Origin of the sequence: Nodosilinea sp. P-1105, assembly GCF_012911975.1 — a bacterium.
Lineage (GTDB): Bacteria > Cyanobacteriota > Cyanobacteriia > Phormidesmidales > Phormidesmidaceae > Nodosilinea.
Map to the genome: position 1 here is coordinate 18,984 of NZ_SMDQ01000002.1, position 24,055 is coordinate 43,038.

General features: G+C 56.7%; 25 protein-coding genes. 21 read left to right on the top strand and 4 right to left on the bottom strand.

Features of this window, described 5'->3' with window-relative positions; all coding sequences use genetic code 11:
- Positions 1-168: 168 nt before the first annotated feature.
- The 12 genes from E1H13_RS01050 to E1H13_RS01100 all read left to right on the top strand — a co-directional run bounded on the left by E1H13_RS01050 (position 169) and on the right by E1H13_RS01100 (position 8,472).
- On the top strand, positions 169-3,009 hold the full coding sequence (locus E1H13_RS01050; protein WP_169611546.1) for a tetratricopeptide repeat protein: 2,841 nt from the start codon (positions 169-171) through the stop codon (positions 3,007-3,009).
- Between the two features lie 99 nt (positions 3,010-3,108).
- On the top strand, positions 3,109-3,327 hold the full coding sequence (locus E1H13_RS01055; protein WP_169611547.1) for a hypothetical protein: 219 nt from the start codon (positions 3,109-3,111) through the stop codon (positions 3,325-3,327).
- Positions 3,328-3,329: 2 nt separating this feature from the next.
- Positions 3,330-3,662 carry a type II toxin-antitoxin system PemK/MazF family toxin gene (locus E1H13_RS01060; protein ID WP_169611548.1) on the top strand — a complete coding sequence of 111 codons (333 nt, stop codon included), beginning with the start codon at positions 3,330-3,332 and terminating at the stop codon, positions 3,660-3,662.
- A 97-nt stretch (positions 3,663-3,759) separates the two neighbouring features.
- Positions 3,760-4,155: a hypothetical protein gene (locus tag E1H13_RS01065; protein ID WP_169611549.1), complete on the top strand. Its 396-nt coding sequence runs from the start codon at positions 3,760-3,762 to the stop codon at positions 4,153-4,155.
- Between the two features lie 108 nt (positions 4,156-4,263).
- Entirely contained in the window at positions 4,264-4,419 is a 156-nt protein-coding gene (locus tag E1H13_RS26755) for a hypothetical protein (protein WP_206069851.1), read from the top strand.
- Between the two features lie 2 nt (positions 4,420-4,421).
- Positions 4,422-4,754: an element excision factor XisH family protein gene (locus tag E1H13_RS01070; RefSeq protein WP_347404104.1), complete on the top strand. Its 333-nt coding sequence runs from the start codon at positions 4,422-4,424 to the stop codon at positions 4,752-4,754.
- Entirely contained in the window at positions 4,742-5,077 is a 336-nt protein-coding gene (locus E1H13_RS01075; protein ID WP_169611550.1) for a XisI protein, read from the top strand. Before E1H13_RS01070 ends, E1H13_RS01075 begins: the two co-directional genes overlap by 13 nt.
- 164 nt (positions 5,078-5,241) lie before the next feature.
- Entirely contained in the window at positions 5,242-6,198 is a 957-nt protein-coding gene (locus E1H13_RS01080; protein WP_169611551.1) for an SDR family NAD(P)-dependent oxidoreductase, read from the top strand.
- Positions 6,199-6,261: 63 nt separating this feature from the next.
- Positions 6,262-6,564, top strand: coding sequence for a hypothetical protein (locus E1H13_RS01085; RefSeq protein ID WP_169611552.1), 303 nt, complete (start codon positions 6,262-6,264; stop codon positions 6,562-6,564).
- Between the two features lie 5 nt (positions 6,565-6,569).
- Positions 6,570-6,965, top strand: coding sequence for a type II toxin-antitoxin system VapC family toxin (locus E1H13_RS01090; RefSeq protein ID WP_169611553.1), 396 nt, complete (start codon positions 6,570-6,572; stop codon positions 6,963-6,965).
- Positions 6,966-6,997: 32 nt separating this feature from the next.
- The gene (gene rnc, locus E1H13_RS01095; RefSeq protein ID WP_169611554.1) at positions 6,998-7,654 is read left to right on the top strand and encodes a ribonuclease III; all 657 of its coding nucleotides are present in this window, start codon (positions 6,998-7,000) and stop codon (positions 7,652-7,654) included.
- Positions 7,651-8,472, top strand: a complete 822-nt coding sequence (locus E1H13_RS01100; protein WP_169611555.1) for an SDR family oxidoreductase — start codon at positions 7,651-7,653, stop codon at positions 8,470-8,472. The genes rnc and E1H13_RS01100 overlap by 4 nt, the downstream gene beginning before the upstream one ends.
- Before the next feature lie 6 nt (positions 8,473-8,478).
- Here the strand turns inward: E1H13_RS01100 and E1H13_RS01105 are convergent, their stop codons facing one another.
- On the bottom strand, positions 8,479-8,784 hold the full coding sequence (locus tag E1H13_RS01105) for a hypothetical protein (RefSeq protein WP_169611556.1): 306 nt from the start codon (positions 8,782-8,784) through the stop codon (positions 8,479-8,481).
- 267 nt (positions 8,785-9,051) lie between these two features.
- On the opposite strand from E1H13_RS01105, the gene fusA reads away from it, so the two are divergent.
- Positions 9,052-11,145, top strand: coding sequence for an elongation factor G (fusA, locus tag E1H13_RS01110; RefSeq protein ID WP_169611557.1), 2,094 nt, complete (start codon positions 9,052-9,054; stop codon positions 11,143-11,145).
- A 192-nt stretch (positions 11,146-11,337) separates the two neighbouring features.
- Here fusA and E1H13_RS01115 read toward each other — a convergent pair whose 3' ends face one another.
- Positions 11,338-11,952, bottom strand: coding sequence for a fasciclin domain-containing protein (locus tag E1H13_RS01115; protein WP_240966348.1), 615 nt, complete (start codon positions 11,950-11,952; stop codon positions 11,338-11,340).
- Between the two features lie 143 nt (positions 11,953-12,095).
- Positions 12,096-13,505: an MFS transporter gene (locus tag E1H13_RS01120; RefSeq protein ID WP_169611558.1), complete on the bottom strand. Its 1,410-nt coding sequence runs from the start codon at positions 13,503-13,505 to the stop codon at positions 12,096-12,098.
- Between the two features lie 884 nt (positions 13,506-14,389).
- On the opposite strand from E1H13_RS01120, the gene E1H13_RS01125 reads away from it, so the two are divergent.
- Positions 14,390-14,989, top strand: coding sequence for a flavodoxin family protein (locus tag E1H13_RS01125; RefSeq protein WP_169611559.1), 600 nt, complete (start codon positions 14,390-14,392; stop codon positions 14,987-14,989).
- A gap of 79 nt (positions 14,990-15,068) precedes the next feature.
- On the top strand, positions 15,069-15,734 hold the full coding sequence (locus E1H13_RS01130) for a hypothetical protein (RefSeq protein ID WP_169611560.1): 666 nt from the start codon (positions 15,069-15,071) through the stop codon (positions 15,732-15,734).
- 122 nt (positions 15,735-15,856) lie between these two features.
- On the opposite strand, the gene E1H13_RS01135 is transcribed toward E1H13_RS01130, so the two are convergent.
- On the bottom strand, positions 15,857-16,465 hold the full coding sequence (locus E1H13_RS01135) for a M23 family metallopeptidase (protein ID WP_169611561.1): 609 nt from the start codon (positions 16,463-16,465) through the stop codon (positions 15,857-15,859).
- A 689-nt stretch (positions 16,466-17,154) separates the two neighbouring features.
- Between E1H13_RS01135 and E1H13_RS01140 the strand changes: the two genes are divergently transcribed.
- From E1H13_RS01140 to E1H13_RS01165, 6 genes are all read left to right on the top strand, one after another.
- The gene (locus E1H13_RS01140) at positions 17,155-18,852 is read left to right on the top strand and encodes an ABC transporter substrate-binding protein (RefSeq protein WP_206069853.1); all 1,698 of its coding nucleotides are present in this window, start codon (positions 17,155-17,157) and stop codon (positions 18,850-18,852) included.
- 200 nt (positions 18,853-19,052) lie between these two features.
- Entirely contained in the window at positions 19,053-19,988 is a 936-nt protein-coding gene (locus E1H13_RS01145) for an ABC transporter permease (protein ID WP_169611562.1), read from the top strand.
- An 89-nt stretch (positions 19,989-20,077) separates the two neighbouring features.
- Positions 20,078-20,983 (top strand): ABC transporter permease, encoded by a 906-nt coding sequence (locus E1H13_RS01150; RefSeq protein WP_169611563.1) that lies wholly within the window; start codon positions 20,078-20,080, stop codon positions 20,981-20,983.
- Between the two features lie 114 nt (positions 20,984-21,097).
- Positions 21,098-22,126, top strand: coding sequence for an oligopeptide/dipeptide ABC transporter ATP-binding protein (locus tag E1H13_RS01155; protein WP_347404100.1), 1,029 nt, complete (start codon positions 21,098-21,100; stop codon positions 22,124-22,126).
- Between the two features lie 42 nt (positions 22,127-22,168).
- Positions 22,169-23,164, top strand: coding sequence for an ABC transporter ATP-binding protein (locus tag E1H13_RS01160; protein ID WP_169611565.1), 996 nt, complete (start codon positions 22,169-22,171; stop codon positions 23,162-23,164).
- A 5-nt stretch (positions 23,165-23,169) separates the two neighbouring features.
- Positions 23,170-23,907, top strand: coding sequence for an aspartate/glutamate racemase family protein (locus E1H13_RS01165; RefSeq protein ID WP_169611566.1), 738 nt, complete (start codon positions 23,170-23,172; stop codon positions 23,905-23,907).
- Positions 23,908-24,055: the final 148 nt, after the last annotated feature.

The window sequence follows — 24,055 nt, forward strand, 5'->3', positions numbered from 1 at the left end:
AGCAGGCGACCCATGCCACTGCCACAAGAGCATGGTTCGGGGGGAGATGAATCTTGCTCAGACCTAAGTGGCTCTAAATCATGCCCTCGGGCTAGAGTAGGTGCAGTGTGCCCAGTCTGGTCTAACCTGGTGGGCTGAGGGCATCCAACTGGCGATGGTAACCCAACCATGACCAAAGACTTCTTCATCAGCTACAACAGTGCCGATGCCACCTGGGCCGAATGGATGGCCTGGGTGCTGGAGGAGCACGGCTATACGGTCACCATCCAGGCATGGGACTTTCGCCCTGGGGGCAACTTTATTTTGGACATGCAGCGGGCAGCGGCAGAGAGCCAGCGCACCATTGCCGTTCTATCCGACGACTACCTCACCGCCATCTACACCCAGTCCGAATGGGCCGCTGCCTTTAAGCAAGACCCTACCTCCCGCGATCGCAAGCTGTTGCCCATCCGGGTCGCCCCCTGCCAACCGACGGGGATGTTAGCCCCCCTGGTGTATGTGGATCTGGTGGGCCAGTCTGAAGCCGAAGCCGAAACCCTGCTGATAGAAGCCCTCAAGGACCGGGTAAAACCCGAAACTCGCCCCAGCTTTCCCCAGGCTGTACCCCAGTCAGAGCGAGTTACAGTAGCTACCGTCACCTTTCCAGGCACCCCCCAAACCCTTCCACTCAATAACCTTCAAGATCGCGGCATTGACCCCCAGCGATTTGTCGGACGCCAGGCCGACCTCAACCACCTGCACGCCTGTCTCGACAACCACCGTAAAGTAGTTATTGTTGGCATGTTTGGCCTGGGCAAAACCGAACTGGCGATTCAATATGCCAGAACCTACACCGCCGACTACCCTGGTGGGGTTGCCTGGTTCGCAGCAGACCACTTTGCCACCGACCTCAGCCATTGGATTCAGGTTGAACTATTTCCAGATCGTGATTTGCGCCATCTAGATCTGGCTCAACAGGTCACAGTCGCCTGGGAAGAATGGCACAACTTCTGTGCCCAGCGACCGGCCCTGGTGATCGTGGACGATGTTACTGACTATGGCCAGCAGGTAGCCCCTTATCTTCCCCCGAACGAAGATACTGCGGCCCCCTTTCGGTTTGTGTTCACCAGCCGCAGTCACATTTCAACCATTCAGACCTTCGACTTACCCCAGCTATCCCTCCCTGATGCACTACACCTGCTAGAACGCTTGGCTGGAACAGCTCGAATTCAGGCGGATGCCGCCACAGCTGAGGCGGTCTGCAAGCAGCTGGGGGCCTTGCCCCTGGCGCTAACCCTGATGGGCAGTTGGCTGAATATCGATCCAGATCGCACCGTAGCCGATTTGAGCCGTGCCCTCGATCAGCAAGGGCTAGATGCCCCAGCCCTCGACTGCGATCCCGATACCGTCCTGACGGCCAAACGGGGGGTAAAAGCAGCCTTTGCCGTCAGTTGGGCGCAACTGAACCAGCGCAGTGCCGATGCGGCCCAGTTGGCACGGGTGTTGACTCTATTTGCCCCGGTAGATTTACCCTGGACCTTAATTGAGACCGTCATTGAAACCTATACCCAGGAATATGGCCTGTCTGCCCCGTCAACCCCGTCGGTGCAACCTGAACCCAGCCGCTGGAAAAAACTGTGGCAGACCCTGTGGCGTTGGCTACGGCAGCTATGGGGAAAGCGTACCCCGCCCGCCCGTTCGGCACCACCGCCAGTCTACCCAGTTAATGCACCCCTGGAAGCCAGGGGTCATTTACTGCGGTTAAACCTGCTGGAGTGCGTCCGCCAGGAGAGCGCTGAACCAGAACCACCGCAGACCGCTACAGATGGGATTCTCCCGGCTGTCGCTAGCCCCGTGAACAGCCAGGGCTGGGGGGTGTCGGCGGGGTATCGGCTGCACCCCCTGTTGCGGGACCTGTTTGCCGAACAATGGCCTGGATTTGATCGTGACCATTGGGCTCTGGCCTTTGCCCTGGGCATTGCCGCTGAGGCAGAGCAAGTCCCCAAGCAGGTGGAGGCGGAAACGGCGAGCCAATTTGCCCCCCTCAAAGCCCACTTTGCTCGGGCTGAGTCGATTCTGAAAAGACAGCAACAGGCCACTGCCGTAACCATGCCCTCGGTTGCAGAGCGCTACAAAGTCGCCAACAACAAGATCAGTGCAGCCGATTTTCGGTTATCCCATCGGGTGATGTTTGCCCTGCGCTTTGAGCAGGCCCAAAAGATTTACGACGAAGCTAAAGCTGCTGCTGCCGCTGGCCAGCAGAGCTTGGCCTCACACAAGTTTGCGGAGGCTATTGAGTATTACCAAAAGGTAGTGGACGATGCCCGTCTAGCCTTGCCGCCCCACAGCGTGCCCCTGGCTGGCTACCTCAACCGGCTCGCTCGAATATTTCGAGACTTGGGTCAATACAGCCGGGGTATTTCCCTGGCGGAAGAAGCCGTGGACATTGCCGAAATCCGGCAAATTCGACCCGCCAAACTGGCCAGTTATCTAATTGATTTGGCGGAGCTCTACTACAAACAAGGCCACTACACCGACGCCGAACCCCTCTTACAACAAGCCCTGGCGATGAGACAACGGCTCTTGGGCGACGAGCATCCCGATGTCGCCACTAGCCTCAATAATCTGGCTGGGCTCTACGACAAGCAAGGCCGCTACACCGACGCCGAACCCCTCTTCCAAGACGCCCTGGCGATGTATAAACGGCTCTTGGGCGACGAGCATCCCGATGTCGCCACTAGCCTCAATAATCTGGCTGGGCTCTACGACAAGCAAGGCCGCTACACCGACGCCGAACCCCTCTTCCAAGACGCCCTGGCGATGAGACAACGGCTCTTGGGCGACGAGCATCCCGATGTCGCCACTAGCCTCAATAATCTGGCCAGTCTCTACGACAAGCAAGGGCGCCATGGCGAGGCCAAATCCCTCTTCCAGCAAGCCCTGGCCATCCTTGAAGCCAAACTGGGGGCCGACCATCCCTGGACGGTGGGCTGTCGCGAAAATTTGGCCAAAGTAGAGAATGGTGAGTAGGGGGGTGATGGAGTGATGGGGTGGTGGGGTGGTGGGGTGGTGGGGTGGTGGGGTAATGGGGTGGTGAGTCGTTTTAATTAGCGAGAGAGGTAAACGCCAATGAAAGCCTATGAATTTGCGGGGGAAGTGATGGCCGATGGGCAGCTCAAATTGCCAGAGTCGGCCCTGGTGCAGTTGGCAGGGCATCACGCCGTCAGAGTCATTGTGTTAGTGCAAGACACACCCGAAGGAGAGGAAGAAGCCGCGTGGCGTGCAATGGCGGCTGAGCAGTTCTTGGCGGGCTATAGCGAAGCCGATGTCATCTACGACACGCTGTAGCTATGACCACCTATGAGCCAGGTGATGTGGTTTTGCTGGCGTTTCCCTTCACCGACGGCGTTCGTCAAAAGCAGCGCCCAGCCCTGGTTTTGCTAGATACAGGCGACCCAGATATTGTAGTGGCTAGGATTACCAGTCAACCTTATACAACGGCTTTTGATGTTGCCCTTTCCGACCAGGCTGAAGCGGGCTTGCTGCTGCCTTCGGTGGTGCGGCTGCATAAGCTTGCAACCCTGGAGAAAAGTACGGTTAGTCGATGCTTGGGGCATCTTTCGGCTCCAGACTGGGCCAGGGTCAAAAGCATTCTCAACATGCTATGGAGTCTAAGCCCATAGCCATAAGCGCCAAGGTTTTAGGAGACGCAGAAGTACCCAGTTTCTGGAGATAGCCATGGGCTATCCTTAAAGCATAATCTCCTCACGTGCTTGTTCTATGACGGTCAAAGTCACGCTCCAGCTATCAGAAGGCCTGGTCGAAGAAGCCCAACGCCTGGGCATTGCGACCAGCAAAGACGCAACCACCGTGCTGACCGAAGCCCTCGAACAACTCTGGCCCGCCCTAGAAAACTTCTCTGAAGAGGCCTTTTTCCCTGAAATCTCTCAGCTTGAGGACAGTGAGGTTTTACAACTTGCCACTGGCAAACTGCAAGCCACTCAGAATGCCCGTCTGGGTGAGCTACAGGCGACGGGTAAAGCCACTGGTCTAACCGAGTCTGAACGATATGAGCTTTTGGCCCTGTTGCAGATTTACCAGCTGGGTCAATTGCGAAAGTCGGAGGCTTTGGCCGAGGCTGTAGAGCGCGGCTTGCTTGAACCGCTGGCTGGATGAGCACCATTCCTGAAGCAGTTCGAGACCAAGTTCGGCAGAGAGCAGTCAATCGCTGCGAATATTGCCTGAGCCCTCAAGCCCTGATAATGGGGAGGTTACAGGTTGACCATGTGTTGGAGCGAGAATGGCGTTGAGGTGTTGGGTAAAAGCGATTGTGGGCGGGCTACGATTGTCGCCCTGCGGCTCAATAACCCACTGGCAAAAGCCGTTCGTCACGCCATGGACTTGAAAAAGACGGCTGGATTATTACCCACGATCCCTTAACCATCCGGGCAGAGTTTGGGCAAATGTACATTGATTTAGGTGCAGAAAAAATTCTCGCTGCAGAGCGGGGCAGCCAGAAAATTGCGGTCGAAATTAAGAGCTTTATTCAAAACTCGCCAATCTCAGAATTTCATACGGCGCTAGGTCAGTTCATCAACTATCGCACGATCCTGGCCGAGCAAGACCCAGATCGTGTTCTCTATCTAGCCGTTCCCCGTGACACTTATAGCTCCTTCTTTTCTCTCAAACTGATTCAAAGTATCGTTGTAGAAAACCGCCTTAAATTGATTGTCTACCGACCTGAACATGAGGTGATTTCACAATGGATAAGTTAGAACACTATCGGGAAATCTTGCACAAACTTTTGGAAGACTTCGCTAAACTTGGCGACATTGACGACACCGTAGAAACCCAAATTATTGCGGATACCGTCAGAGATCATTATCAACTCGTGCAAGTTGGCTGGCAAAACGACTGGCGTATCTATGGTTGCATTCTACATCTAGATATCAAAGACGGTAAAATCTGGCTTCAGCACAACGGCACAGAAGATGACATTCCGGCCCAATTAGTCAAGATGGGCGTACCTAAAGCGGATATCGTAGTGGGATTTCACTCCCCCTTCAAACGCCAGTTTACCGAATACGCTGTGAGTTAACCTCCTGTGCTACCCACAAGCCCTCGCCATCCTCGAACCCAAGCTGGGGGCCGAGCATCCCTGGACAGTGCGCTGTCGAGAGAACTTAGCTAGGCTAGATTAACCCCTTGATCCGTTCTGTTGAAGCTTTAGGGCCGGTTGCACCAGTAGTCAATAAACAGCCTATGAAACCACTTGACGGCCATATCGCCCTGGTTACGGGGGCAACTAGAGGCTTAGGCAAAGGCATCGCTATCGGCCTGGGCGAAGCGGGAGCCACGGTCTACATCACCGGGCGGACCCTATCGGCCTCACCAAAGGCCACCGGCTCCCTGGAGGAAACGGCGGCGGCTGTGGCAAAGGTGGGCGGAGTAGCGATCCCAGTCCAGGTAGACCATAGCGACGATAATCAGGTGAAGGCGCTGTTCGAACGCATCCAGGCTGAGCAGGATGGCCGCCTCGACCTGTTGGTGAATAACGCCTATGCCGGGGTGGCCGCGCTTCGAGCCGCCTACGGCAAACCCTTCTGGGAGTCAGAGCCTGGGTTCTGGGATGCTTGTAATGATGTGGGTTTGCGGAGTCACTATGTGGCTAGCGTCTATGCCGCTCGGCTGATGGTGCCCCGCCAGCGCGGACTCATCTGTACCCTATCGTCCTGGGGTGGGTTGTCCTACATTTTTGGCGTACCCTACGGGGTTGGGAAGGCCGCTAGTGACCGCCTAGCCGCAGACATGGCCGTCGAACTCAAACCCCACCAGGTCACCTCTCTCTCCATCTGGCCCGGTATCGTTGGCACGGAACTGATGACCCAGTTTGCCGCTGAGATGGGTTTGGGGGGGACGGGAAACGGTGAGGGCCAATATAACTGGGAAACCCCATTACTGACCGGACGGGCGATCGCGGCCCTAGCTGCCGATTCAAAGGTGTTACGGCGCACTGGCCAGGTCCAGATTGTGGCAGAACTCGCCAGGGAGTATGGCTTGGTCGATGCCGATGGCCAGCGGCCAGCTTCCTTGAGATCGCTCCGGTTTGTACTGCCTTACACGGTGCCAGGGCTACGCCCCTATGCAGACTGGGTACCCGATGTAGACATGCCTTGGCCGTTTTTGCTCTTGGGGCCACTGGGTTCCCCCAAGGCTTAGGAAAGTTATGATGGGCTAGAAGCGTCACCCTCTGGCCATGGTGGAGATAACGAGGAACTGCAGATGTTGAATGGACTAAGACAAACGGCAGTGGTGAAACCCGGTGGTGTGATTGAGGTGCAGTCGACAGATTTACCCGTGGGTAGCACCGTTGATGTGATTGTGTTGGTCCGTAGTGATGCCACTTCAAGCCAGATCATTCATCCTCTGAGTGGCCTCAGCAGAGAAGAGCGTATTGCCAAAATTCGAGCAGCTGTCGGTGGCTGGAGAGATGATTCCGAGATTGCTGACATTTTTACTGTGATCGATCAAGAACGCCATACCTACCAGGGCAGAGCGATCTCCACATTTGATCAAGAAGAATAATTACTATGTATCTTCTAGATACCAACATCTGCATTGCTCTCAATCAAGAGCATCCTGCCGTGTTGGCTCAGTTTGAACACCAGGGCGCTGAATGCTATATCCCAACCCTGGTACTGGCAGAGCTATACAAGGGAGTTTACTGCTCCAAGCGAATAGCCCAAAATCTAGCTAAGCTGGAGGCTTTGTTGAGTGTGCTAGCAGTTGTGCCCTTCGACAACGCAGCAGCTGAAGATTTTGGCAAAATTCAGGGAGAGTTGAGGCGCATGGGCAAACCTACTGGCGAAATCGATGCCCTGATTGCAGCTGTAGCCCGCTCTCGTAGGGATGTTGTCGTGACTGACAATACCCGACACTTTGAAAATATTTCCAATCTCCAGTTAGAAAACTGGCTGCTGAGCTAACCGCAAAGCAACAAGAACGTCGTAAAAACATAATGTTTCATTTGCCTCACTTCAATAATCCCCTGCTCTTACAACAAGCCCTTACCCATAGCAGCTACGTCAACGAGCACCCCGACGCAGGCCCCGACAATGAACGCCTGGAATTTTTGGGGGATAGCGTTCTGGAATTTGTGGTGCGCGACTTGCTGTTTACCCGCTTCCCCACCATGGCCGAAGGGGAAATGTCCAAACGGGGCGATCGCCTGGTAGACGAAACCTGCCTGGCGTCCCTGGCGGTGCAGCTCGATCTCCCTCCTAACTTACGGCTGGGCTCGGGGGCGCAGCACGAACGCCATAACCCCAGTGTCCAGGCCGATGCATTAGAAGCCGTGATTGGGGCCTATCGGCTCGATGCCGGGTTTAGCGCCGTCTACGACTATGTGGCCGCCATCTTTGGCCCCCTGGTAGAGCAGGCTATGGATCTACCCGCCATTGACCCCGTCAGTGAGTTCCAGGAATATGTGCAGGCCCACCTGAGTACGACGCCACCCACCTACCACGATCGCGGGGAAACTGGCCCCGACCATGCCAAAGTATTTACCGTAGAGGTATGGGTGGCGGGCACCCCCTACGGTACCGGCAGCGGCCGCAGTAAGAAAGAAGCCCGCAAGCAGGCGGCGATCGATGCCCTCAGGAGGCTGAAGCAATGAAGGCAGCAATTTTAGGATGTGGCTATGTGGGCGCAACGGTGGCGCAACGGTGGCGATCGCAGGGGATGAGCATTACCGCCACCACCACTCGTCCAGAGCGGGTGCCAGAGCTAGAATCGGTGGCGGACCGGGTGATGGTGATGCAGGGCTCTAATGCCACGGCCATGGCGGAGCTGGTACGGGAACAGGACGTGGTACTGATGTGTGTGGGGGCCGGTCGCCAGGCAGACTACCGGGAAACCTACCTGAACACCGCCAAAGCCCTGGTCCAGGGGCTGGAGCAGGCTCCGGAGGTTAAGCAAGTGATCTTCACCAGTACCTATTCGGTCTACGGCGACCATGGCGGGGCCTGGGTGACTGAGGCGGATTCGGTCAAACCTGCCACTGACAGACATCAGATCACGGCGGCCACGGAGGAAACGCTATTGGCGGCCGGAGAACGCGATCGCGCCATTTGCATTTTCCGGCTCGGCGGCATTTACGGCCCTGGTCGAGATCTGGCTAAGATCTATCGCCGCGCCGCTGGCACCACCCGCCCCGGGGATGGGCAGCAGGCCAGCAACTGGATTCACCTCCATGACATTGTGGGGGCGATTGATTTTGCCCGGCAGCGGTCCCTGAGAGGGGTCTACAACCTGGTGCAGGATGAAATTCTGCCGGTGAAAGCGTTGATCGATCGGGTCTGCCAGGCCCATGGGCTGGACCCAGTGCAGTGGGATCCGTCAAAACCCAGTACGCGCCCCTACAATGTGCGCGTGTCCAACCAAAAGCTGAAGGCCGCTGGTTATCAATTTAGCCATCCTCAGTTTGAGATTTAACTTTCACTAAGGGACCGATGCCGTGCCGACGGTAGTGTCGGATCCAGCGATGCGAATCACCACCGTATTAAACAGACTAATGTCGGTGCCATCAGGGACAGCGAGGTCAAAGGCCCCTTGGGTACTGGGCAACTGACCCAGATCAATGTGGCGCTTAGCCATATTGCCGTTGATAGTCAAAAAAGCGTCCAGGGCGTCGACTTCGGCACTGGTGGCAAAACCTTTAAACGACAGGGTAATGGTGCTACCCACGATCGCCGCCCCCACATAACCGCTGGTGCTGTAGCTATCCACTCCCGCCACACTGCCCATAACCCCATCTCCGAGATATCTAAAATCATAAATCTGTCAGGGCAAATCAATAACTCGCCCCTTCCCCATTCACGGATGGGTGCCTAGGGTTTTACAATAGTTCATATTATACTAGGTGTTGTTATAGCGGCCACTGCCAAAACTCCCGATCATGGCCCATGATAGAGTTTCCTGTTGTATTGGCTACAAAACAACCCAGAACCCCGTCTGAGTGACCCATGATGTTGGTCATCAGCGGTTCAGCGCACTGAATCCGGAGAAGCAGTTATGGCTAAAGACATCACCCGTTATCGCAATATTGGTATCTTCGCCCACGTCGATGCGGGCAAGACCACCACCACCGAGCGTATCCTCAACCTGACCGGCAGAATCCACAAAATGGGTGAGGTGCACGATGGTGCGGCTACCACTGACTTCATGGAGCAAGAGCAAGAACGGGGGATTACGATTCAGTCGGCAGCCACCTCCTGCTTCTGGAAAGAGCACCAGCTCAACATTATTGACACCCCTGGACACGTTGATTTCACCATTGAGGTGTATCGCTCCCTGAAAGTGCTGGATGGCGGTGTCGGCGTCTTCTGTGGCTCTGGCGGGGTAGAACCCCAGTCCGAAACCAACTGGCGCTATGCCAACGACTCCAAAGTGGCCCGGATTGTTTACGTCAACAAGCTGGACCGGACCGGGGCTGACTTTTACCGCGTGGTCAAGCAGGTGGAAGATGTGCTGGCGGCCACCCCGCTGGTGATGGTGCTGCCCATCGGCACCGAAAGTGATTTTGTCGGTGTGGTGGATCTGCTCACCCGTAAAGCCTGGGTTTGGGACGATTCCGGCAAGCCCGAAAACTACGAAATCCAGGATGTTCCTGAAGACATGAAGGAACAGGTCGAAGAATACCGGGAAGCTATGGTCGAGTTGGCGGTCGAGCAAGACGAGGCCATCCTGGAAAAGTACCTGGAAGGGGAAGAGGTCACCATTGACGAAATCAAGGGCTGTATCCGGAAGGGTACTCGCGAACTCGCCTTCTTCCCCACCTATTGTGGTTCTTCCTTTAAGAACAAAGGGGTACAGCTAGTACTGGATGCGGTGGTGGACTACCTGCCCAGCCCCACCGAAGTTCCACCGCAGCCAGAAATTGATTTGGAAGGACATCCCACTGGCAAGTTGGCCTATGTGGATCCTGAAAAGCCTCTACGTGCCCTGGCGTTCAAGATTATGGACGATCGCTTTGGGGCCTTAACCTTTACCCGCATCTACTCTGGTGAGGTTAAGAAAGGGGACACTATCCTTGACACCGCCACCGGTAAGACCGAACGGGTTAGCCGGATTGTGGAAATGCACGCCAACGATCGCGAAGAGGTTGATGCGGCCCAGGCAGGGGACATCGTCGCTCTGATTGGCATGAAGAACGTGCAGACTGGCCACACCCTCTGCGATCCCAAGGATCCAGCCACCCTGGAACCGATGGTCTTTCCTGATCCAGTAATTTCCATTGCCGTATCGCCCAAGAAGAAGGGCGACAACGAAAAAATGGGGATGGCGATCAGCAAGATGGTGCAAGAAGATCCTTCCTTCCAGGTGGAAACCGACGAGGAAAGCGGTGAGGTCATCCTCAAGGGCATGGGCGAGTTGCACCTGGACATTAAGGTGGATATTCTGAAGCGCACCCACGGCGTCGAAGTGGAGGTGGGTAAGCCCCAGGTAGCCTACCGCGAGTCTGTCACCCGCCGTCTGGTAGACAGCTACACCCACAAGAAGCAGTCTGGTGGTTCTGGTCAATACGGCAAGATCGACTACGTGATCGAGCCAGCAGAAACCGGCACTGGCTTCCAGTTTGAATCGGCCGTAACCGGTGGTAACGTGCCTCGGGAATTTTGGCCCGCTGTCCAAAAGGGCTTTGAAACCAGCATCGACAAGGGTCCCTTGGCGGGCTATCCAGTGGTAGACCTGAAGGTGACCCTGACCGATGGGGCCTATCACCCGGTGGACTCCTCGGCGATCGCCTTTGAGATTGCCGCCAGGGCCGCCTATCGCCAGTCGCTACCGAAGGCTGGTCCCCAACTGCTAGAGCCGATTATGAAGGTGGACGTTTTCACCCCTGACGACTACATGGGCGATGTGATCGGCGACCTGAACCGCCGCCGGGGCATCATCAAGTCCCAAGAACCCGGTGCCACTGGGGTACGGATCAAGGCTGATGTGCCCCTGAGCGAAATGTTCGGCTACATTGGCGACCTGCGTACTATGACCTCGGGACGGGGCCAGTTTTCCATGGAGTTCTCCCACTACGCCCCTTGCCCCAGCAACGTGGCCGAAGAGGTAATCAAAGAAGCCAAGGAACGCCAAGAGGCGGCGTCTAAGTAGGGTTCATCGCGGCTGGGGGAAACCTCAGCCGTCCTTTTTTCTCCGGATACGTCTGCTCCGACCCCATGGGGTCGGAGTTTTTTGGTGGTTGCGATCGGGCTATACTGATGGGCCAGATAAAAAGCCCCCAGATGGTTAAATCTGGGGGCATACATGAGTTAGCTAAGGTCTAAGGGCAATAGTTGCTACCTATTAAAGCGCCACACCAGGGGGTAAAATCACCTGATCCACCGCATGGATCACGCCATTGCTAGCCTGGATATCAGCTTCAATCACCTGGGCATTGTTAACCATCACCTCACCTGTGGTCTCGTCGACGATCACATTGAGGGGAGTGCCAACGGCTGTCTGCACTTCACCAGTCGCTATCTGATCAGAGGTAACTTCTTCCTGTAGGACGTGGTAGACCAACACTTGCTGCAGCACATCCTGGTTTTCGGGCAGCAGTAGCTCGTCTAGAGTACCTTCAGGTAGAGCTTCGAAGGCGGCATTTGTCGGTGCAAACACAGTCAACGGCCCACTCGCCACCAGGGTTTCGGTTAAGCCAGCGGCTTCGATCGCTTCTACTAGAATGCTAAAGTCTTCTTCGCTGGCGGCAACATCAATCACCGTGTTGCCGTCACCCATACCTGCCATCGGATCTTCAGTGCCGTAGTCTTCTTCCACGGCGACTTGATCTTGGCCAGGTTCAGTTGTCTCGACGGCCGTGTCTGTGGCTGTCCCGCAGGCTGCCAGTAGGGCCGCTGCCCCGGCGCTGGCAAAGCCAACTAGCCACCGCTTTGAAGACATTGTTCGATTGCTTGCCATAGTCAAAGTCCTTGATGTTGCTACGTCGCGCCAAGGCGCTGAGCTCAGGCAATTTGCCTTAAAAAACTCTTAACGCACCTTAACAATCAAGTTCTTGAGCCAACCTCTTCCTGTTGATAGAGATGCAAGTTCCCGAAGCCCTTCTAGACTTCACGGGGCAAACGTTGATCCCGCTTGGCTTGGAGCGCGGCTAAAATCTGTCGGTGGCGATCGCGGCTGATCGGGTACCGATAGGCAAACCCCAATCCCACCACCAGCAACAGGGCGGGAAATGGCCCAATCAACAGGCGAATTGCCCACAGAGCCTGGGTCGGCTGTACCGCTGCACTGGCGTCATAGCCGGTCCAGCCCAGCAACTGCCCCGAAATAAACAGGGCCATGGCCAGGCCCAGCTTTTGTAAAAACACCAGGGCGCTAAAGTACAACCCATCTCGCCGCAGCCCGGTTTGCAACTCATCGAGATCAATCACGTCGGGCAGCATGGCAAAGGGCACCATATATAGAGTAGCAATCCCGACCCCTGCCACTACCCCCAGGGTATACATCCAGGTCAACTGGCCCGGTTGCACTGTCGCCAGTCCCGCTAGGGCCAGCATCGCCAGGGGAGCCCCCAACAAAAACACCATGCGCTTGTCGCTATACTTCGCCACCCGATCCCAGAAAAATAGCATCGCGATCGCGGTTCCCTGTACCGCCAGGGCCATCTGGGCAAAGTGGGTTTCGGGCAGGCCCATCCAGGCACTGATAAAGTAGGGCAGCATCGCCGCTGTCACCTGAATGCCCATCCAGCCGCATAGGTACAGCCCCAGCACCTGGCGAAAGGCGGCGTTTTTGAACACACTGCGAATTTGCCCCAGCAGCGATAGGGCAGTGGTTTGGGGCGATAGCCGGGGATGACGCCGTCGTACCTGCCAGTAGCGACGATAGGTACCCGCCACACACAGAGCAATGATAAACACCACCAGCACCGCCGATAGTGCCCCCATGGTCAGGTACTGCCGCTGGGGATCCTCGACCCGGGCAAACACGATCTGGGCCATCACCAGGGCGGCGATGCTACCGCCAATGCTAAAGGCCGACTTCATGCCAATCAGGTCGGTGCGTTCGTCGTAGTCGTCGGACAGTTCGGCGGCCAGGGCGGTGTAAGGCAACTGCACAGCGGTGAAGGCGGCAAAGGCAAACATCGACAGCACCACGTAATAGGCAAAAATGGCCCATTGGTTGTCTGTCGGCGGCACCGTCCACAGCAGCACCGCACACAGGGCCATGGGCACTGCCCCCCCCAGCATCCAGGGAAAGCGACGGCCCAGGGGCGATACGGTGCGATCGCTGAGCCAGCCCACCAGGGGATCGTTAATCGCATCCCACAGCCGCCCCACCAGTAGCACCGTGGCCGCCAGGGCCGGACTGAGCCCGGCCACGCTGGTGAAAAAGTAGAGGACAAAGAAGGCGGACAGGCTGGCCGGTACCGCCGCTGCCAATTCCCCCACCCCGTAGGCTAGCTTGACGGCAAAGGACAGGGGGGGCAGTTTAGACACAGGTTGTTCACCCATCGTGAGGTCAAGGGGTAGGAGATGTGGATGTTAAAGGCTAGGAATGCGGCATGACACCTGATTACAAGCTAACCACACTTCATCCAGTCTAGGGTCCAGAGCCGATCGCAACTTCAGTGCGGGTTAAGCCTTTCTCCGCCGGGGCTAGCGTGTACACATATCTCGTCTTGAGCCCAATGCCCGCTATGATCCCCCCAAACGCAACCTAAGAGGGTTTGTCAATGGAGCCCCCCTTGAGGAAGGGGGGCAGTTTTCCCAGAATGGGGATCCAGTTATGCGTAGGGTGTGTTCCCGGCCTCTGGTCCACCTGGTGATCGTGCAAAACCTTCTGTCCTGGCCGGAACGCACCGTTTGCGTCAACCGAGAGGCCCGGTATCGTAAGTGGTGCATTGCACAGGAAAAAGTGGTTGGCCTGTTGGGTAGGTACCCCAAACGTCATCTCTTGAGCCCTAAATCTTAGGAAAAGCTTCAAATGCTTGTTGCTGCTAGGTCACCTTGAAGGGCTGGTAATGTTCACCCTACGAAAGCTGCGATCGCTGACTTCAAGTAGGGATCTTCTTGCTTAGAAGTCGCCGAAGGCTAGAACACTAGAGCAGATCCCTGGGTTCTGGCTGGCTGTTGCAACCTTCGGCCTTGATGGGGTCAAGACCCCAGGGATCTTGATGTGAATAAATACTTATTCGCTGGTGCAGGGGAAAGGTTTCTAGCCATACTTGAAAGATAGGGGCAGGGGCCTCTCAGAAGGCTGGTGGGCAATGCCCACCCTACTCGGTCTTACCGTCCCCTCCCACGGAGGGGTGCCCGGAGGGCGGGGTGGGTCTCTTAGGGATTGATTGACCCACCCCTATCCTTTCCCATTCCCAGCGCTTCAGAGGGAGCTTGCCATGAACACCCATCCCAAAGTTGTCGGTATTGTCGGCAGCTATCGCAAACAGGGCACCATCGATCAAATGGTGAGTGCGGTGCTAGAGGCTGCCGCCGCTCGGGGGGCCGACACCGAGAAAATCTATCTGCTCGATCAGCACATTGAGTTTTGCACCAACTGCCGCCATTGCCTGCAGCAGCCCGGTCCTGAGCGGGGTCAGTGTATCTGGCAAGATGACATGGACGCCCTGTTGGATCGCCTGGAGGCCGCCGATGCCCTGGTGCTCGGAGCCCCGGTCAACTGTGGCCAGGTCAATGCCTTGACCCAGCGCTTTATTGAACGGACAGTGGTTTACGGCTACTGGCCCTGGGGCACACCGGCACCCCAGTTCCGTCAAACTCAACTCAGCCGCAAAGCCGTGTTGATTTCCGCCAGTGGAGCCCCTGGCTTGATCGGCCGCTGGGCCTTTAGTTCCCTAAAATCGCTGAAAGCTCTGGCCCGACGCCTGGGGGCGAAGCCGGTGGGCACCCTCTGGGCCGGGCTGGTGAATAGCCAGGATCAGACAATCGGCGATCGCACCCGCCGCCGGGCCCAGCAACTCGCCCAACAGTTGATTTAGACCAGACCCCAGTCCAAACAGCCCGACCATACCGCCCTAAGATATAAAGAGTGTGGGTGACCGGGTGGGGAAACAGGCCATGGCAAAGGGTTGGGCAACAGCGATTGGCGTTGTGTTACTGGTGGGGATCAGCGTAGGCTGCGATCGCCCCGAATCCACCACCGCACCGTTAGACACCAACGCCGCACCACCCGCCCCAGATGTGCCCCCTCCACCGCCAGACGGGGCATTTTTGGGCCAACTCCTCCCTGAGCAAACGGCTCAGCTCCAGAGTTTAGGCGTTGATGTGGTGATTCCTGGGGAAGTGCCTCCCATCTTTTCTGTGGTGGATGTGCGCCTGGATCAGGCCGATGGGGGGTTGGGGTACTTCATTGTGTACCAGAGTCAGGATAACCAGTGCTTTGCCGTGGAGTTTGCCGCCGATGGCATTGGCAGCCCGCCAGCCACCATCAACCGGCGGCCCATTCAACCACCGCTGTTTGCCGATCAAAACTACGGGCTGAACTATGGGGCGTTTGAAGATGGGGAACTGCGATCGCAGTTCCCCGACGACAACCTCTACACCGACTGGTTGCTGGGACCTTCTGGGGCCTACCGATTGGTGGGAGCCAGCTACATTCGTGACTTGTTTCCTGCCCTGCAAGACTGCCAAGACGTTGACCCAGCCGAAGCTGTGAACCTGGTCGAGTCCTTTACAGTGCTGACCACAGACCAAGTGTTGGATGGACCAGATCAGGGGCTGTGAGGGAAGAGAGCTGTCTAAGGTAGGCGCTTGCATCCCACTTATTAAGGGGGCAGGGGGGATCTCCACGATGTACTTCACCCGAGTGAAATCCGCTATAACCCTCAAAACTCAAAACTCAACCCCTATTGAAGGTCAACCATCGCCTTGATCACCAGGGCTGGGTCAATCCAGGCCCCATCGTACTTCAGTCCCCAGTGCAGGTGAGGGCCAGTGGTGGCCCCAGTCATCCCGACCCGACCGATGCGCTGGCCCGACTGCACCGTTTGGCCCTGGCGAATCTCAATCCCTCCAGCCCGGTCCACCAATACCCGGCCCCCTTCCTTTTCCACCACAATGTGCCCTTGCAGGTGGCAGTAGATGTGGGTCCACTTCCCAGACTGCACCATCGCCATGGTGCCACAAGTCGTATGGTCTGAGACATGGGTGACCTTACCTTCCCACCAGTTGCGGATATAGCTGCCCATCGGAGCTGCAAAGTCTAATCCATAGTGGAAGCGATGCCCACCAAACGGGTGCTGCCGATAGCCAAAGGGGGAGGTATAACGGCTAAATTGTTCCACCGGGAAAGACGCCCCCTGCCAGGGGTGGGGCGGTTCAGCTTGTGACTGAGCCGCCTGGTCATCTGCAAACACCTGGGGCGCAGACTTCACTAGCTCTGCCACAACCCCCACTCCTATGCTCAACACGACAATCCAGCCCAGCCCTCGGCCTGCGAATGCTCGATTCACCATTGCTTCAACCCAGAGTTCCCTTAGATATCAATACTAGTACAAGAATAGTACAAGTGAACTATGTTTTGTAGGTCGCAGTCAACTTGGGCGATTGATGTCTGGCGATCGGAGTCTGAGGTGTACGGCTCAAAGCATGGGGTCTAGGGTAAACCTGACACTGCAAGCTGCACAGTGCCCACCGCAATTCCCCTCCTCATGTCGTCCTTGGTTTGGCCGACCACTTGTTTGATCCGCCAAAGCCTCTGTCCAGGTTTTAAGTTTTGATTTTTTACATTTTTTGCGGATCTTCCACAAATCTAGAGGTTTCCTGTAATGTAATCTCCTATACAAAGAGTGGGTTTGAATACTGTACGCTGTATTCCAGGCTTGCTTGGCATAGTTTTTGCTTGTAGTTTTTGCTTGCTGGCTTAAGCAAAGGTCAACGGGAATGTTGTCGGCTTACTTTTGTCGACCGATTAAGGTGTGTTCAAAAAAATGAGCGCATCAACGGTTCAGCACAGTCAATGTCCTAATGCTCTGTGACATAAGTTCTGTGACATAAGTCGGCCAACCATTTCCGATACCTGCCCCCTAGAACCTGACACCCTCAGCAACGGTGGTCATATTGCTGCCAGGCAGTCCTAGCACAGTAAACCTGAGGGGTTTTCGTCAGAGAGCCATGGCCTCAGAGGTTGAGGAGTTTTCGATCTATGCTTCCTGTTTCACGCACCTGGGCGGCGATCGGCCGTCGTCGTTTCATTAAGTTTGCCTCAGGCATTGGGGTGGGCGTTGCCCTGTCTGTCACCACCCTGTCAGCCTGCCAACCGGGTACCGATGTGGCTGACACCCCTGGGGATGTGCCAGCGGAAGACGCGGGGGGTGGCACCGTCCGCATTGGCATGACCGCCTCTGATATTCCCCTCACGGGCGGGGCTCCCAATTCCGGCTTTGAGGGGGTGCGCTTTACCGGTATGACGATCTACGATGCCCTGGTCACCTGGGATTTGTCGGTGGAAGATGAACCGGCACCGTTGGTGCCCCAGCTGGCCACCGATTGGTCTGTGGACGAAGACGACCCTCGCGTGTGGACTTTTAACCTGCGGCAGGGGGTGACCTTCCACGATGGCTCAGACTTTAACGCCGATGCGGTAATCTTCAACTTCGAGAAAATCTTCGACGAAGACGCTCCCCATTACGATGCTCGCCAATCCGCCCAGGTGGTGGCTCGCCTGCCAGCCTATGAAAGCATTCGCAAAGTTGATGACTATACGGTCGAAATCACCACTCAGGAACCGACGTCCCTACTGATTAACCAGTTGCCGTTCATGTTCTTCTCTAGCCCCGCCCATTACGAGGCCCTGGGGGAAGACTGGAGTGCGTTTGAGGAAGATCCTTCCGGCACCGGGCCCTTCATGCTAGACGAGTTGGTTCCCCGGGAGCGGGCCGTGCTGGTGCCCAACCCCAACTATTGGGATGAGAATCGCATGGCCCAGGCCGATCGCATCGAATTGATCCCCATCCCGGAAGGAACCACCCGCTCCAATGCTTTGCTGGCTGGAGAGGTGGACTGGATCGAGGCGCCTCCTGCTGACACCCTGGCTATGCTTGAGGGTCGAGGCTTTACCATCACTAGTAATGGCTATCCCCATCTCTGGCCGTGGCAGTTTAGTTTCCTGGATGATTCCCCCTGGACGGATAAGCGCATCCGCCAGGCGGCTAACCTGGCGGTCAACCGCGACGAAATCGAAGCCCTGCTAGGGGGCAATATGGTGCAGGCAAAGGGGATTTTATTACCGGACGATCCCGCCTTTGGCGACCCCGAGTTTGAGGTCCGCTACGACCCCGATGCAGCCCTGGAGCTGCTTGAAGAAGCTGGCTATGGCCCCGATAACCCCGTCGAAGTGACCATGCTAATTTCCGCATCGGGGTCAGGGCAGATGCAGCCCCTACCGATGAACGAGCTGATTCAGCAGCAGTTGGCCGCTGTAGGCATCGACGTTAACTATGAAGTCTTAGTCTGGGAAACCCTGTTTGACAACTGGCGCCAAGGGGCAGACAGTCCCGACTCTCGCGGTGCCCATGGCACCAATATCACCTTTGCCACCCATGATCCCTTTGCAGCCATGGTGCGCTTCATCTATTCCGAAAGCGCTCCGCCCAATTCTCTCAACTGGGGCTATTACAGCAACCCTGAGGTGGATGCCTTGATCGAAGAGTTGCAGCTGGCCTTTGACCCCGAGGAAAACCTGGCGGTCTATCAACGGCTGCATGAAACCTTGGTGGAAGATGCCCCGTTCTTATTCGTTGCCCATGATGTGGGGCCACGGGCCATGCGTAGCGAGGTTCAGGGCTTCGTCCAAGCCAAGAGCTGGTTCCAGGACATCACGCCGGTTTGGATGAGTAACTAATGGTCTGTCAAGCCGGAAGTGACGGGTCCGCAGGGCCTACGGTTCACGGCCCACGGTGTATGGTCTACGGCTCGGCTTAAACCGCTTACCGTGAACCGTGAACCCTAAGTCACACCTCCCAGCATGACTTCTTTGGCTCAACACCAGTTAGCCTTGCCTGTGATCCGAGCTATCGAACGACCTTCGGCGGAAATACCCCTATGTTTTTGTACATTTGTCGTCGTATTGTCTACACCATTCCCATCGCCCTGGCGGTGGCGGTGGTCTGCTTTTCCCTGGTTCACTTGGCCCCAGGGGATCCTTTATCGGCGGTTATTCCTGCAGATGCCCCAGCGGAGGTGGTGGAGCGCATCATTCAGGCCTACGGTATGGATCGCCCCTTGCCAGTGCAGTTTTTTGCTTGGCTGGGGCGAGCCGTTCAGGGAGACCTGGGCTTTTCTGTGGCTACCGGTCGCCCGGTCACCCAAGAGATTGGCCGGGCCTTGGGCTACACCTTTGTGCTGTCCTTAGCGGCGGCGGCCATTGGCTTTTTGTTTGGCATCCTGTTTGGGACATTGGCGGCCTTTTTCCAGGGCCGTTGGAGTGACAAGCTGGTCACGGGGATTGCCCTGTTTGGTGTTTCGGTGCCCCATTACTGGCTTGGTCTTTTGCTGGTGATTATTTTTTCGGTGCAGTTGGATTGGTTGCCATCCCTGGGGGGTGGGTCCGGCTCATGGATCAACCGGGCTCGCTATTTGGTCCTGCCAGCGATCACCATGAGCTTTATTCCCATGGGGATTGTCACCCGCACCGTGCGATCGACGGTGGCTGACCTGCTGGGGTCAGAATTTGTCACCTCGTTACGGGCTCGGGGGCTCGGCAGCAGCAGAATTGCCAATCATGTGGCTAAGAATGCGGCCCCGACGGTACTGGCGGTGATGGGGTTGCAGTTTGGCTACCTCTTAGGTGGGTCAATTCTAGTGGAAACTGTTTTTTCTTGGCCGGGTACAGGCTATTTACTCAATACCGCCATTTTTCAGCGGGATATTCCCCTATTGCAGGGAATCATTTTGACTTTGTCAATGTTCTTTGTGGCCCTGAATTTGTTGGTCGATTTGTTGCAAACCCTGTTTGACCCGCGCGTTCGTCGCAATTGAGGCTAAGTCAGGGCTTAGTTAGCCTTTGCTAAGCCGTTGTTATCTGCTTTGTTGTCCCGATCGATAGACGTTTCTAAGAGTCCGAGCCTATGCAAACTACGCCTAAGTCAGCGAATGCCCTTAAGGCTGCCGATGGGGGCAAAATTGCCACCAAGTCACGGGGCTACTGGGCGACGGTCTGGCTCAGCCTCAGCCGCGATCCAATTTCGATTGTGTGTGCCAGTATCCTGGTGCTCTTGGTGCTGATTGCGATCTTGGCTCCGGCGATCGCCCCCTATAGCCCGTCCCAGGGGGCCATGGTAGATCGACTGTTGCCCATTGGTAGCCCCGGTCATCCGCTGGGTACTGATGAGCTGGGCCGCGATATGCTGACTCGGTTAATGTATGGCGGCCGCATGAGCCTTTTGATGGGGATTTTGCCGGTGTTTGTGGCGTTTGCGATCGGCACCAGCCTGGGCTTAATGGCTGGGTTCTTTGGGGGCTGGGTCAATACTCTGGTGATGCGGACGACAGATGTGTTTTTTGCCTTTCCAGCCGTGTTGTTGGCGATCGCGATTTCAGGAGCCTTGGGGCCAGGCTTGGGTAACTCGATGTTTGCCCTAACCCTGGTGTTTATCCCCCCCATTGCCCGGGTAGCAGAGAGTGTGACCACCCGGGTACGGTTGCTTGACTTCGTAGATGCGGCCCGGGCGTCGGGGGCTAACTCTTTGACGATTGTGCGGGTGCATGTGTTTAACAACGTCATGGGGGTGGTATTTATTTACGCCACCAGCCTGGTGTCAGTCTGCATGATTTTGGCCGCAGGGCTGAGCTTTTTGGGCCTGGGGGTGAAGCCGCCCACCGCTGAATGGGGGCTGATGCTGAACACCCTGCGCCAATCCATTTATGTGCAGCCCTGGGTGTCGGTTTTGCCCGGCTTCATGATTTTTACCACCTCGCTGTGTTTTAACTTGCTGTCTGATGGGTTGCGCGGGGCGATGGATTTGAAGCGTTAGATAGTTGAGATGGGCGTGATGGTTTAGGCCAACGCTGCCCTGGGCGTCAGGTTTTGATCGATGGTTATGCCGCTAGCGTCTGCTCAAGTTGCTGCTCTATGAGGATTGAAGGTTGTGACCGCTTTTCTCCAGGTTGAAGGCTTACAGAAATACTTCCCTATTGGCAAAAATTTCCTCGGTCGTCCCACCCAGGTGGTGAAGGCGGTTGAAGACGTCTCTTTTGCCACCGAACGAGGTAAAACCTTAGGCATCGTTGGGGAATCTGGCTGTGGTAAGTCCACTACAGCTCGCCTGTTGATGGATTTGAGTCCCCCCGATCAGGGGCGCATCACCATTGACGGGCAAGCCTATGGCAAGGGAGCCGGGCGCAAACCCATTACGGCCCTCCGCAAGCGCATGCAGATGGTGTTTCAAGACTCCTATGCTTCCCTTAATGCCCGTCTTACCATCGAAGAAAGTATTGCCTTTGGGCCAAAGATCAATGGGGCTAGCGATCGCGAAGCCAGCACCAAAGCCCGGGATCTGCTGGATCGGGTGGGGCTAGATCCTGACAACTTCATTCGTCGCTACCCCCATGAGCTGTCGGGGGGGCAGCGGCAGCGGGTCAATATTGCCCGAGCCCTGGCGATTGATCCAGAAATTGTGATCCTCGATGAGGCCGTTTCAGCCCTCGACAAGTCGGTGCAAGCCCAGGTACTGAATCTCTTGGCCGATTTGAAAGCCGAGTTTGATCTGACCTATTTATTTATTTCCCACGACCTGAATGTGGTGCAATACGTCAGCGATGATGTGATTGTGATGTATTTGGGGCAAGTGGTAGAGTCCGGGCCAGCCCAGGCGATGTACTCCACCCCAGCCCATCCCTACACGGCCGCCCTTTTGTCAGCGCTCCCGGCCCTGCACCCTAAGGACCGCAAAACCCGCGCCCCCTTGGAAGGGGACCCCCCCAATCCCATTTCGCCGCCGTCGGGCTGCCGCTTCCACCCCCGTTGCCCGTTTGCCGAACCCATGTGTGCCGAGACGGTGCCCCTCTTAGCTGACATTGGCGGCGGTCGACATGTGGCTTGCCATATGCGGGTACCTGGCTCCGGCTATCCAGATGTGCGTCCCATTGTCACAGTTGCGCCCTCCCCGACTGCTTAGCTGTTTCTTTCCCTGCCGTCATGCCACCCATGAGGTCTTGCCATGGATAACATTGTTGAAGTTCGCGATCTCTGTGTCACGTTCAAAACGTCAGAGGGATCGGTGTACGCCGTCTCGAATGTCAACTTGGATCTGGCTGAGGGCAAAACCTTGGCGCTGCTGGGGGAATCGGGCAGCGGCAAGAGTGTGACCATGAAGTCGCTGATGCGGCTACACCCGCCCCACAAAACCCAGATCACCGGCAGTATTCAAGTGGCTGGCCGAGATGTGCTGGCCCTGGGTAACCGTGAACTGTCAGACATGCGCGGTAAGGATATCGCCATGGTGTTTCAAGAACCGATGCTGGCCTTTGACCCGGTGTTTAAGGTGGGAGACCAAATCGCCGAGGTGGTCATGCGCCATGAGGGATGTAGCTATGAAGCAGGCCGCGATCGCGCCCTAGAAATGATGGAATGCGTTCACATTCCCTCCCCCCGTAAGCGGCTGGATGCCTACCCCCACGAAATGAGCGGCGGCATGCGTCAGCGGGCCATGATTGCCCTGGCCCTGGCCTGTCGACCCACAGTATTGCTCGCCGACGAGCCCACCACAGCGTTGGATGCCACGGTGCAAATCCAGGTGCTGCTGTTGCTGCGAGAGCTCCAGCGGGAATTTGGCATGAGCATGATTTTTGTCACCCATGATGTGGGGGTGGCGATCGAGGTGGCCGACGAAATCGCGGTCATGTATGGGGGGCGGATTGTGGAGCAGGGGCCGGTTGATGAGGTCATGACCGATCCCTGGCATCCTTACACCCAGGGGCTGTTGGGGGCCACTGTCTACCCCAACATGGACCCCGCCACTCGCTTGGTGTCGATTCCAGGGGCGCCGCCGCAGTTGTACCGGCAGATTACTGAATGTGCCTTTGCCCCCCGCTGCCCCCATGCCACTGACGAATGCCATGACCCCCTGCCCCCTCCGACCCAGACGGACCAGCGCATGGCCCGCTGCATTCGCCTCCCGGAAGTGGCTGGTGCCCTGCCCCGTGCCTCCGTCTGAACCCAATGAAGATTCAGGTCATTAACCCCAACATCACCGCCGCCATGACCGCCACGATTGGGGCCGCCGCCCGTCAGGTGGCCGCCCCCGGCACCACCATTGTGGCGACAAATCCTACCATGGGGCCAGTGTCCATCGAAGGACACTACGACGAAGCCCTGAGCGTGATTGGGGTACTGGACGAAATCCGCCAGGGGGAAGCCGTCGGCGTCGATGGCTATGTGATTGCCTGTTTTGGCGATCCGGGGTTACGGGCCGCCCGAGAGTTAGCGCGGGGGCCTGTGGTGGGCATTGCCGAGGCCGCCATGCACGCCGCCAGTCTGATTGCCTCCCGATTTTCAATCGTGACCACCCTGAGCCGGACCAAGGTGATTGCCCAGCACCTGGTCCACAGTTACGGCATGGAGCGGTGCTGCGCCAGCATTCGCGCCACTGACCTGGCCGTGCTGGACCTGGAGGATGCCAGCGGTGCTGCCCGGGCCAGCATTTTGCAGGAATGCCGCCTGGCCTTGAAGCAAGACGAAGCAGAAGCGATTGTGCTGGGCTGTGGCGGCATGGCGGACCTGGCAATCGAGTTGACCCATGACCTGGGGGTGCCAGTGATTGATGGTGTTACCGCTGGGGTTAAGTTTGTTGAGGCCCTGGTGGCGTTAGGGTTAGGCACCAGTAAGGTGCGGGATTTTGCCTACCCAGTTCCCAAACCCTGCGGGGGACTGTTGGCGGAGTTTAGTAGGGGCCTATGATTATTGTTTTGACTCACCCCTAGAACGCCGGTTCAGATCCCAGCGGTTGACTAACGGCGATGCCCTTCGATGGAGCAGGAAGAAACCTTGTAAGGGCGTTTCCTGGGGCTGGTGGGCAAAGCCCACCCTACGATTGGAGCCCTGTTTC